Origin of the sequence: Halorubrum sp. CSM-61 (assembly GCF_003781945.1) — an archaeon.
Taxonomy (GTDB): Archaea; Halobacteriota; Halobacteria; order Halobacteriales; family Haloferacaceae; genus Halorubrum.
Genome location: NZ_RJJW01000003.1, coordinates 459,218 through 470,365 on the forward strand (window position 1 = coordinate 459,218; position 11,148 = coordinate 470,365).

Annotated in this window: 6 protein-coding genes; 4 read left to right on the forward strand and 2 right to left on the reverse strand. The window is 70.7% G+C overall.

The window, feature by feature from the left end; translation table 11 throughout:
* Positions 1-237: 237 nt before the first annotated feature.
* The gene (locus tag EDM04_RS07930; protein ID WP_123620862.1) at positions 238-4,995 is read right to left on the reverse strand and encodes a glycoside hydrolase family 15 protein; all 4,758 of its coding nucleotides are present in this window, start codon (positions 4,993-4,995) and stop codon (positions 238-240) included.
* Between the two features lie 147 nt (positions 4,996-5,142).
* Between EDM04_RS07930 and malA the strand changes: the two genes are divergently transcribed.
* The 3 genes from malA to EDM04_RS07945 are packed head-to-tail and all read left to right on the forward strand — an operon-like array spanning position 5,143 to position 9,864.
* The gene (gene malA / locus EDM04_RS07935) at positions 5,143-7,278 is read left to right on the forward strand and encodes an alpha-amylase MalA (protein WP_123620864.1); all 2,136 of its coding nucleotides are present in this window, start codon (positions 5,143-5,145) and stop codon (positions 7,276-7,278) included.
* A 60-nt stretch (positions 7,279-7,338) separates the two neighbouring features.
* Complete coding sequence (malQ, locus tag EDM04_RS07940; protein ID WP_123620866.1) at positions 7,339-8,829, forward strand: 4-alpha-glucanotransferase; 1,491 nt, start codon at positions 7,339-7,341, stop codon at positions 8,827-8,829.
* 3 nt (positions 8,830-8,832) lie between these two features.
* Positions 8,833-9,864, forward strand: a complete 1,032-nt coding sequence (locus EDM04_RS07945) for a sodium:calcium antiporter (RefSeq protein ID WP_123620868.1) — start codon at positions 8,833-8,835, stop codon at positions 9,862-9,864.
* A 34-nt stretch (positions 9,865-9,898) separates the two neighbouring features.
* Here the strand turns inward: EDM04_RS07945 and EDM04_RS07950 are convergent, their stop codons facing one another.
* On the reverse strand, positions 9,899-10,111 hold the full coding sequence (locus EDM04_RS07950; protein ID WP_123620869.1) for a PLDc N-terminal domain-containing protein: 213 nt from the start codon (positions 10,109-10,111) through the stop codon (positions 9,899-9,901).
* Between the two features lie 186 nt (positions 10,112-10,297).
* On the opposite strand from EDM04_RS07950, the gene EDM04_RS07955 reads away from it, so the two are divergent.
* Positions 10,298-11,148: transposase (locus EDM04_RS07955; protein WP_164471107.1), on the forward strand; the 851-nt coding region annotated here is incomplete at its 3' end.

Consider the following 11,148-nt stretch of genomic DNA (forward strand, 5'->3'; position numbering starts at 1 on the left):
GCAGCGAGCTGTGGGAGCCGAGAGCGACTGGGGCTTTGAAGACCTTCACCACAGTAGCGTCGATAAGTTATAAACAGCCGCCAGCAACACCACTCGATCGCTTATAAACAACCGCTCCACCGTTTTACTATACCCACTCCCGCTATCGATCGAGAATACTCCAGCGGCCAACCGGTCCGGCCGAGAATCCGTCTGAAACGGGATCGCTCACCGGAACCGGTTGAAAACCGCACTCGGCTACAGCCGGAGTCGCTCGACCGCGGTTCCGGCGCCGGAGAACTCGTCGAGGACCGTCTCGGCGTCGACAGTCTCGTCGTCCGCGTCATCGTCGCTGCTCCCGACTCCGCCGGTGTTCGCGGCGGCGACGACGAGCGTCTTCGCGTCGAGCGCCGGGTCGAGGCGGAACTCGTACTTGCCGTCCGCCGGCGTCGCGAGCTCAGAGCCGTCCGGCGTGTACACCGCGACGGTGTCCGCGTCGGTCTCGCCGGCGACGACGAGGGCGTCGTCGACGTACTCCACGGTCGCCGTCAGCTCCGGCGGCGCCGCCCGGTCGCGCTCGACGTAGCGGTCGCGGACGACGGTCGGCGTCTCGACCGGTTCGCCCGCGTCGACGCCGTGCGCGAGCCGGATGAAGCCGGCCATCGACCACGCGAGGGGGGTGGCCCCCCCGGTGCCCTCGCCGAACTCCCAGCCGTAGTCGGTCGGGTGCTCGCGGTCCCACACCTGCTCGGGCAACATCCGGCCCGAGTTGCCGAACCCGGCCATCGTCTCGAGGAGGGCGTCGGGTTCGAGGGCGTCCTCGTCGGTGCCGCCGAAGGCGTCGGGGCCGTCGGCGCGGGCGCGCAGCTCGTACTCGCCGCGCTCGCCGGTGAAGATCGGCCACAGGCGCCCGCGACCGTCGCCGTTCCCGGCCCAGGGGCCGCCGGGGTCGCCGCGCGCGATCTCGCCGTACGCGTCGCCGACGTACCGGTACCAGGCGGGGCCGTACGGGGTGTCGACGCGGATCGAGTCGTCGACCACGGAGACGGAGTTCCGGACGACGGCGTCGTCCGCGGGCTTCACGCCGAGCCGGACCAGTTCGAGGAAGCCGCCGTCGACGATCTCCCGCTCGTCGTAGGTGGGGCCGTCGTTGGCGATCGTCCGGGGGCGACCGATCTCCGGGTCGCCGTCGGCGGTGACCCGCACGTAGTAGGGGGTCTCGCCGTGTCGCTCGGTGCCCGTCGCGGTCGCGCACCACTCCTCGACGCGGACCGCCCAGTCGTCGGCGAGCGCGAGCCACGCGAGGGCGTCGGCGCGGAGCGATTCGGGGTCGGTCGCCGACCCGGAGCCGGCGGTGACGCCGCCCGCCTCGATCCGGTCGGCCTCGGCGACCGCGAGCGCGGCCCCGCAGACGAGCCCCGCGATCTCGGCGGCGATGCTCGACGGCGAGAAGCCGGCCTCCTCCTCCCAGCGCTCCTGGGCCGTCTCCGGACCGTTGGCGGCGATGTAGCCGAGCGAGCGGCGGACCTGATCGTAGGTGTAGTCGGCGTCGCCGGGCGCGATCCCGTGTTCGTACAGCTGCCACGCCATCACCGACGGGAACGCGATGTTGTCCATCTGCTCGCCGCCCCACCGCGTGCGCCCGTCGATGTAGGTGTTCTGCGGGAGGAACCCGTCGTCGTCCTGCTGGGTGTTGTAGAGGTACGCGAGCGCGTCGGCGCCGCGCGTGACCTCGCCGACCTCGATCAACGCCGTGAACACCTGATAGAGGTCGCGCGACCAGACGAAGTTGTAGCCGTAGCCGCGGTCCTCGGCGGCGTACTCCGTCTCGCCCCACGGCACCGACGGGCTGGCGATCCCCGCGCCGTCGTGCCGCTTGTCCTCGACCGCCGCCAGCGTCATCAGCGCGAACCGGTACTGGGTCTCCAAGTCGGCGTCGCCGGTCACGGAGTCGGGGAACTGCCGGTCCGCGAGCCACTCGCGCCACGTCTCGACGTACGACTCGGAGACGGTCGCGAAGCCGCGGGAGACCGCGCCGCGTGCCTCGCCGAGCGCGGCCGCGGTGTCGGCGTTCTCGGCGAACCCGAGCGCGACCGCGTCCGAGACCTCGGTCCCGCTCCCGACGAGCCCGGCGAGCACGACGTTGCCGGTGGCCGACTCGGTCCCCTCGCCGCGGTCGCCGTCGGCGAACAGCGCGTCGGACGCGTCGCTCCCCGCCGCGAGCACGCTCGCCCAGTCGAAGCCGCCCGCGCTGTCGAGCGCGAGCGCGACCTCGAAGGAGTCGCCCTCGTCGTCGACGAGCTTCCCCGTGTCGCGCTCGGCCGCGTCGTCGTTGCGCGCGAGCAGGTGGTAGCCGTCGGAGCCGCCGACCCGGTCGCCGCGGTCGTTCGTCCCCACGTTCGTGATCGTGGTGTCGACGAGGGCGTACACGTCGTACTCGCGGCTCCCCTCGAACGACACGTCGGCGAGGACCGCGTCGCCGTCGGTGTCGACCGCGTACTCGACGGTGAGCGTCCAGCGGTGGCCGTGGCCGTCGCCGGTCTCGCGGATCGTCTGCGTGTACGCGAGGGCGTCGTCGACGGTCGGCTCCGTGCTCCGCTCGACCGTCTCCGTCGCCGTCACGTGGCTGGTCTCGTCGAAGGTTCGGACCGTGTACCCCGTCTCCGGGTCGGCGACGAGGAAGTCGAAGGTCCGGACGTTCATGACGTCGATCCGGGGGAACCGCGCCTCGGTGAGCGCGCCCTCGGTCAGCGTGAACCAGACCGGCACGGGGTCGGCGGCCTCGTGGTCGGCGGGCGTGCCGACGCCGAACTTCCGGCCGGTCGTCCAGTGAGGCGCCTCGTCCGGTCCGCGCGGCTCGTCGTGCGGGACCGGGAGCGCCCCGTGTCGCGCGAGCGTCACCGTCGCGTCGATCCGGAGGGCGTGCGACCACGCGATCGGGGTCGCGCCGTCGAGGTCGCCGTCGTCGAACGCCTGCTCGGCGATGAGCCCGGCGTCGTTGACGAACGGTCCGTCGGGCTCACAGAGCGCGTAGAGGTCGCGCGCGGCGCCGAACAGGTCGCGGGCGTCCCCGTCTCGCTCGCGGACGAGCCCGCCCAGCTCGGCGGCGGCCGTCGACCCCCAAAGCGTCGCGATCGACCACACCTTCGCGGCGCCCTGCTCCGCGGTGCGCCAGTCGTCGCCGGTGAACCGGACGAGCCCCTCCACGTCGGCCGTCTCGCGCCGGAGATCGCCGATCGTCGTCAGCACGTGCGTCGTCACGCGGTCGAGGAAGGCGTCGAAGTCGATTTCGGCGGCGGTGGCGGTGGCGGCACCCCCGTCGGTCGCCTCGCCACGCTCGTCGCGCAGCGACGCGTACTCGGTCGCCGCGCCCGCGAGCGCGAACGTGCTGGCGTCCGGGCGGTCGTCGCGGCTCTCCGCGCTCGCGCGCTGCGGGAACCGCTCCGTGTCCGGGTTCCACCGGTCTTGCAGGCCGGCGAGTGCGGCGTCGGCCGCGTCGGCCGCGTCGGCCCGCACGTCGTCGGGGAGCGGCGCGCGCGCCACGGCGGCGAACGCGCGGAGGTACGTCGCGCCCGTGTGGGTGAACCGGCCGAGCGCGTTCTCCCAGCAGTTCTGACACCGCCGGGGGAGCCCGTCGTCCTCGGTCGTCTCGCGGAGGAACGCGAGGGCGTCCGCGAGGGTGTCGTCAACGCGCTCGCGCCACTCCGGGGGGAGGTCCTCGGTCCGGCGGAGCCGGGCGAGGAAGGCGACGACCGACGCGGGCTGGTCGAGCTGGTCGTTCGGGCCCGCGGTGCCGTTCGCGCCCTCGATCCGGGCGTTCGCCCAGCCGGGCGCGACCTTGCCGGAGTCGGCCCACACCCGGTGGGGCCACGAGCCGTCGGCGTCCTGCGTGCGACAGAAGAAGGAGGCCGTGGCGAGCAGCTCCTCGTCGGCGTCTAAGCCGAGCTCGTCGCTCGCGCCGAGCAGGGCCAGCGACGCCTCCGCCTCGTCGCGGAACCACGTGTAGCCGTAGCCGCCGGACGTGGAGTAGAAGGGGTCGAACTCCGGGGCGGCGATCCGCGCGCCGGACTCGGCGGTGAGCAGGTCGAGCGCGCGGAGGTCGCTGGCGACTACCGACCGGCGCGGCGTGTCGTCGGGGACGGCGGGGCCGCGGCCCTCGGCGGCCTCGCGGAGGTCGTCGGCGTCGGGGTAGGCGGTCGCGATCCGCGACAGCTCGTCGATGCGGCGCTGGCGGTCGGGGCCGTCCGAGATCGCGTCCTTGGCGTCGTCGACCGTCTCGCGGGTCTCCCGCCTGTCGAGGACTGCGCGGCTCGCGAGCGTGACGCGCTCGGTCCGGCCGTCGCGCTCGAAGGGGGCGCGGACGACCACGTCGGGGGTGAGCCGGGAGTCCTCGCGCTGGTCGATCTCGCCGCGGTGCGGGAACCCCTCGCCGCTCTCGCCGAGCAGCTCGGAGACGGTACGGAGCCGCTGGCCGTGCGCGGCCGTGAGGCCTGTCGAGGCGGTGAGGAAGTCGTGTTCGGTCCGGTGGTACACCTCGACGACGCTGCCGTCCTCGGGGCCGGCCGCCTCGTGGACGAGGTTGCCGACGCGCCCCTCGACCATGTCCGGCGAGAACGCGCAGGCCGCGACGAGCTCCGCGTCCGCCGGCGGCGCGCCGCGCAGCTCGACGTGGGTGAGGTGGGTGTCGCTGACGACCAGATCGAACTGGTGGATCGTGTAGCGCCCGGCGTCGTACTCGGTCTCGACGAGGGGCGTGTCGCCGTCGTAGTGCTGGCGGGTCGTCGTGAGGTCGTCGAACCAGCGGACGCCCCGCCCGGCCGTGATCCCCATCCGGAGGCGGTCGGCGCCGCCGACCCCGGAGAGGGAGTACGAACAGTCGTGGACGGTCCCGTTCGGCCCGACGTGGACCAGCCGACCGTCGTCGCCCGTGAACGCGCCGGCGGTGGTGGGTCGCTCCGCCGGGTAGCGCTCGCCGCGCCGACGTTCGTGTTCAGTGAGAGCGGTTCGCAGTCGCATGGGTTCCCTGCGATTGCCGAGGTGAAAGCCTTGACGACCGAGGCCGTCTGCGCGCCCCGGCGCCGAGGGTTGCGCCGTCCCTCGCCCGGGTCGGCGACGATCCGCACAGGAGCAACACCGAAGGCCCCGGGCGCCGATGGGGGTTACATGCACCATCCCGGACCCCCGCGATTCCTCGCGACCGGCGAGACCACGGAGCTCGCGCCGCGAGATCCGGACCCGAGCGCGTCCTACGCGTGGCGCGTCGTCGACGCGCCCCCGGACAGCGAAGCGACGGTCGGAAGCGACTCGGTGACCGAGTTCACCCCCGACGTACCCGGACGCTACCGGATCGGCCTCGACGCGCCGGACGGCGACCACCTGCTGACGGTCCGCGCGTTCCCGTCGAGCTACGAGGGCGTCGACGTGAAGGGCGGGAGCGGGACGGCGATCCGCGACCGCACCGCCGGTGACGCCCCCGTCGACTACGCCGAAGGCCGCGCCGACGCAGGCACCGGGCGCCCGCGCGTGCGGTTAGACGCGAGCGTGGTGTCGAGCGAGGCCGGTGGCGACGGCGACGCGGGCGCCCCCGAGATCGTCGTCCGCGCGACGCCGACCCCGAACCCGCACTCCTCGCTCGGCGCGGACGACCTGCGAGTCGCGTTCGTCGTCGACGACCGCGACGTCGCGAGCGCGGTCGCGGAGGGACGGACCAACCCGCGCGACGCCTTAGAAACGAGCGGCGACGGGCGGGAGATCCGGGTTCCCGCGGCCGCGGTCGCGGACCGCCTGCGCGTCCACGGGGTCGCCGTCGCCGCGGAGCCCGGACGGGAGCCGCGCGTCAGCGTCGCCGACGCGGTCGCGGTCGAGCGGAGCGGGGACGGCGTCGAGCGAGGGCGAGGGGACGGCGAGAGCGGGCCGATCGGCGGGCCGAACGGCTCCGACTTCGAGACTGTGCGGCTCAACGACCCGCCGGCGTGGACCCGCGACGCGTCCGTCTACGAGGTGTACGTCCGGACCTTCGCCGACGGGGATGGCGGGGGGAGCGACGGCGGCGACGACGAGCGCGGAAAGACGTTCGACGCGATCGCAGAGCGGATCCCGGCGATCGCGGATCTCGGCGTCGACACGCTGTGGCTCACGCCAGTCCTCAAACACGACGGGAAGCCGCACGGCTACAACATTACCGACTTCTTCGACGTGGCCGAGGACCTCGGCGACCGCGACGACTACGAGGCGCTGGTCGAGACGGCCCACGACCACGGGCTGCGCGTGCTGTTCGACTTCGTCGCCAACCACACCGCGCGCGACCACGAGTGGTTCGAGGACGCCTACGGGAACCCGGACTCCCCGTACCGCGACCGCTACGAGTGGCAGGAGTCCGGCGAGCCGGGGACGTACTTCGACTGGGAGCTGATCGCGAACTTAAACCACGCGAACCTCGACGTCCGGCGGTTCCTCCTCGACGTGATCGACGAGTGGGCCCCCCTCGTCGACGGGTTCCGTTGCGACATGGCGTGGGCGGTCCCCGACTCCTTCTGGCGCGAGCTCCGCGACCGCGTGAAGGACATCGACCGGGAGTTCCTGCTGATGGACGAGACGATCCCGTACATCCCCGGCTTCCACGAGGGGATGTTCGACGTGCACTTCGACGCGACGCTGTACTTCCAGCTCCGGCAGATCGGGCGCGGGGTCGACCCCGCCGCGTCGCTGCTCGACGCGATCGACCAGCGCGCGGAGATCGGCTTCCCGGACCACGCCGAGTTCCTCCAGTACATCGAGAACCACGACGAGACGCGCTACCGCGTCGAGTGCGGCGACGCCGCCGCTGCCGCGGCGGGCGCGGCGATCGTCACCCTGCCGGGCGTTCCGATGATCTACGCCGGCCAGGAGATCGGTCAGCGCGGCCGGCGCGACGCGATCGCGTGGGAGCACGCCCGCGACGGGGTCCGCGACCGCTACGAGCGGCTGCTCGCGGTCCGCGCCGAGCACTCCGCGCTCGGGCCCGACGGCGACCTCGACCGGGTGGGGTACCACGTCGCCAGCGGCGACCTCTCCGAGCGGCCGATCGTCGCCAGCGGGGAGGTTCACCCCGACGACGTGGTGGCGTTCCGCCGGAGCGACGACGAGGAGTCGCTGGTCGTCGTCCTCAACTTCGCGCCCGAGCCGGCGAGCGTCTCGGTCGGCGTCGACCACGGCGACCGGAACCTCGTGACCGGCGAGCCCTGCGTGGTCGTCGACGGCGACGGGACCGAGCGGATCCGCGTCGACGACGTCGCGGTCGTGCGCGAGATCGAGAACTGAAACCGTCAGCGAGACTGAACGGACGCAACGCTTGAGTCGGTGGGGGGCGCAGGGGAACGCATGCGACTCGACCGCTCCGGCGGCGTGTTCTGTCACGTCACCTCGCTCCCGGGGAGACACGGCATCGGCGACCTGGGCGACGGCGCGGAGGCGTTCCTCTCCTTTTTGGGCGACGCCGACGTGCGCCACTGGCAGATCTGTCCGCTCGGCCCGACGATGGACGCCGCCGGGGAGTCCCCGTACCAGTCGCCCTCCGCGTTCGCCGGCAACCCCCTCCTGATCGACCTCGACGGCCTCGTCGACGACGGCTGGCTCGACGAGTCCGACCTCGAACCGGTCCCCGACTTCCCGGACGACCGGGTCGACTACGAGGCGGTCCGCGGGTACAAGGAGCCGCTGTTGCGGACCGCGTTCGAGCGGTTCGAGGGGCGAGCGACCGCGGACGACCGCGCGGCGCTGGACGCCTTCCGCGAGCGCGAGCCGTGGCTCGACGACTACGCGCTGTTCCGCGCGATCTCGGCCGCGAGAGACGAGGACACGTGGACCGAGTGGCCGGACCCGCTCCGGACGCGGGAGCCGGACGCGCTCGCCGACGCCCGCGAGCGCCGCGCGACCGAGGTGCGGTTCCGCGAGTTCCTCCAGTGGACGTTCGACCGGCAGTGGCGCGACCTCCGGGCGGTCGCCGACGAGGAGGGCGTGTCGATCGTCGGGGACGTGCCCATCTACGTCGCGCTCGACTCCGCGGACGTGTGGGCGAACCCCGAGGCGTTCCGGCTCGACGGAGGGAACCGGCCCGCCGCGGTCGCGGGGGTGCCGCCGAACGCCGGCGACACCGGCCAGCGGTGGGGGAACCCCGTCTACGACTGGGACCGGCTCGCGGAGCGCGGCTACGACTGGTGGATCGCCCGGTTCCGGCGGCTGTTCGAGCTCGCCGACGTGGCGCGGCTCGACCACTTCCTCGGGTTCGTCAAGTACTGGGCGATCCCGGCCGACCGCGACGACCCCGCGGCCGGCGAGTGGCGCGAGGGACCGGGTCGCGACCTGTTCGAGACCGTGGAGCGCGAGCTGGGGAAAGCGCCCTTCATCGCCGAGGACCTCGGGTTCGAGGAGCCGGAGATGGACGAGCTGATGGCGGAGTTCGGCTTCCCCGGGATGCGCGTCCCGCAGTACGCCGACTGGTGTGCGGAGGGCGACGAGTACCAGCCGATGCACTACCCCGAGGGCGTCGTCGGCTACACGTCGACCCACGACACGGACACGTGGGTCGGGTACTTCGAGGACCTCCCGGAGCGCCAGCGCGAGTGCTTCCGGTACAACGTCGGCGCCGAGGGCGATCGCCCGACCGAGTGGGAGATCATCGAGGAGATGTGGGCCTCGGAGGCGGTGGTGGCGATGACGACGGTCCAGGACCTGCTCGGGCTCGAGAGCGAGTCGCGGTTCAACGAGCCGGGCACCCTCGGCGGCAACTGGGAGTGGCGCGTCCGCCGCGACGCGCTCGACGACGAGATAGCCGACCGGCTGTGGGAGCTCGCGGGCGACCACGTCAGATAATCGATGCCCGGCTGGAGCCTCGCGGACGGCTCGGTCCTCCACGTCGCCGTGATCGCCGTCGCCACCGGCGCGATCTGGGTGGGGAGCGGCTGGTTAGAGGAGGCCGCGGAGACGCTCTCCGAGTACTACGGGCTCCCGGCGGTGGTGCAGGGGTCGATCGTCGTCGCCGTCGGGTCGAGCTTCCCGGAGTTCGCCAGCGTCGTCGTCACCGCGGCCACCGGCGTCTTCGATATGGGCGTGGGCGCGCTCGTCGGCTCCGCCATCTTCAACATCCTCGTCATCCCCGGCCTCTCCGGGTTCGGCGCCGACGGCGACCTCGAGGCCAGCCGCGCGATCGTGTACAAGGAGGCGCAGTTCTACATGATCGCGGTGTCGGCGCTTGTGGTCACGTTCTCGCTCGCGGTCATCTACTACCCCGTCTCGTCGGACCCGATCGCGGGGGAGCTCACCCGCCCGGTCGCGGCGATCCCGCTCGCGCTGTACGGGCTCTACCTGTTCATCCAGTACGAGGACGTCGGCGACGCGGCGATCGAGCGCGTGCGGGAGGGCGTGGGCGTCCGCCGCGAGTGGGGGAAGCTCGCGGCCGGCCTGCTCCTCATCGGCGTCGCAGTCGAGCGGCTGGTCGGGTCGGTCGAGTCGCTCGGGTCGGCGTTCGGCGTCCCGGAGTTCCTCGCCGGGGTCACCGTCGTCGCCGCCGCGACGAGCCTCCCGGACGCCCTCGTGAGCGTCCGGACCGCGCGCGAGGGGCGCGGCGGGACGAGCCTCGGGAACGTGCTGGGGTCGAACACCTTCGACCTGCTCGTCGCCATCCCCGTCGGGGTGTTGATCGTCGGAAGCGTCGACGTGAACTTCTCGACCGCCGTCCCGATGCTGGGCGTGCTTACCGTGGCGACCGTGTTGTTGTTCGCGACGCTCCGGACGGACCTGTCGCTCACCGATCGGGAGTCGTCCGTCCTGTTGGTCGCGTACCTCCTGTTCGTCGCGTGGGTGGTCGCGGAGACGGTCGGGGCGACGACGGTGCTGAGAGGAGTTTAAAGGGTTAGTCGTCCTCCGTCGCCGGCGCCGACCCTCAGTACCGGTTCCGACCGAGGATCAGGTACAACACGAGCCCCAGAAGCGGCGCGAGGAACGCGACGATCGCCCACAGGAACGCGGGCTGGTCGCTGCGCTGCTGGGCGTCGGAGTAGATCCAGACGACGATGCCGAGCTGTACGAGCAGCACGAGGAGGCTGAACAGGAGGAACAGCGCGCCCGCTCCTCCCTGTAGCAGTATCGGGGACATCGTCATCGACGACTCAGGCGGAAAATAAGTGTCTTTGGTTACGGAGAATCGAGGAGAAAGCCTCGCGCTTTAGCGCGGGGATGAATCCGACACTACCCTTCACAGTCCACCGTTTGATGGCATGCGTGGATATTCCACGCTGCGCTAATGCACACCTTCAAGTAATTTTGTCTATATAGGTTACGTATGGCGAAACAGGTCGTTACTCGCACCCACACTGCTTCCATTCGGAACCAGTCACGGGTGTCGGACGACCTTGATTCGCTCGGGTTCGCAGCTTCGAAAATTTGGAACGTCGGACGGTGGACATGCAGTCGGCTCTGGGATGAAATCGGTCACATCCCCAACCACACCGAACTCACCGCGTACCTCAAAACCCACGAACGCTACGATGACTTACATTCTCAGTCAAGTCAGCGAGTCCTTCAAGAACTCGCTGAGGCGTTCAAGGGCTGGTACAGCAACCAACAAAACGGAGATACGAAAGCGAACCCGCCCGGCTACCGCAAACACGGCGACGAACACCCGCGTTCAACGGTCACATTCAAGCAGAAAGGCTTCAAACTCGACACTCAGTACGACCGAGTCCGACTCTCAAAAGGCTCGAACCTCAAGGAGTACTGGTCGGACTTCGTCCTGTGTAAGTACCAGACCCGCCCCGACGTTGACCTTTCCACCGTGGAGAACGTTCAACAAGTCAAGATTGTCTGGACGGGCGACGAGTGGGAACTACAATTTGTCTGTAAGGTCGAAATCGACGTAGATGAAGCCCCGGGTGAGAAAACCGTGGGTGTTGATCTCGGTATCAACAACTTCGCTGCGCTCGCTTATGAAGACGGTCACAGCGAGCTATACCCGCTGAATTGCTTGAAACAGGACGACTACTACTTCAGCAAGCGAATCGCTCGGTGTGACGATTCGAACTCCGAGCAGGCCACGCGGCTAAACCAGAAGAAGTCAGCTCGCCGTACTCACTACTTCCACACGCTCTCAAAACACATCGTCCAGCGGCTGTCTCTTATACACATCTCCGAGCC

Excerpts from the sequence above, each read along its gene's own strand:
- EDM04_RS07930 (WP_123620862.1), bottom strand. The coding sequence starts at position 4,995 with ATGCGACTGCGAACCGCTCTCACTGAACACGAACGTCGGCGCGGCGAG.
- malA (WP_123620864.1), top strand. The coding sequence starts at position 5,143 with ATGCACCATCCCGGACCCCCGCGATTCCTCGCGACCGGCGAGACCACG.
- malQ (WP_123620866.1), top strand. The coding sequence starts at position 7,339 with ATGCGACTCGACCGCTCCGGCGGCGTGTTCTGTCACGTCACCTCGCTC.
- EDM04_RS07945 (WP_123620868.1), top strand. The coding sequence starts at position 8,833 with ATGCCCGGCTGGAGCCTCGCGGACGGCTCGGTCCTCCACGTCGCCGTG.
- EDM04_RS07950 (WP_123620869.1), bottom strand. The coding sequence starts at position 10,111 with ATGTCCCCGATACTGCTACAGGGAGGAGCGGGCGCGCTGTTCCTCCTG.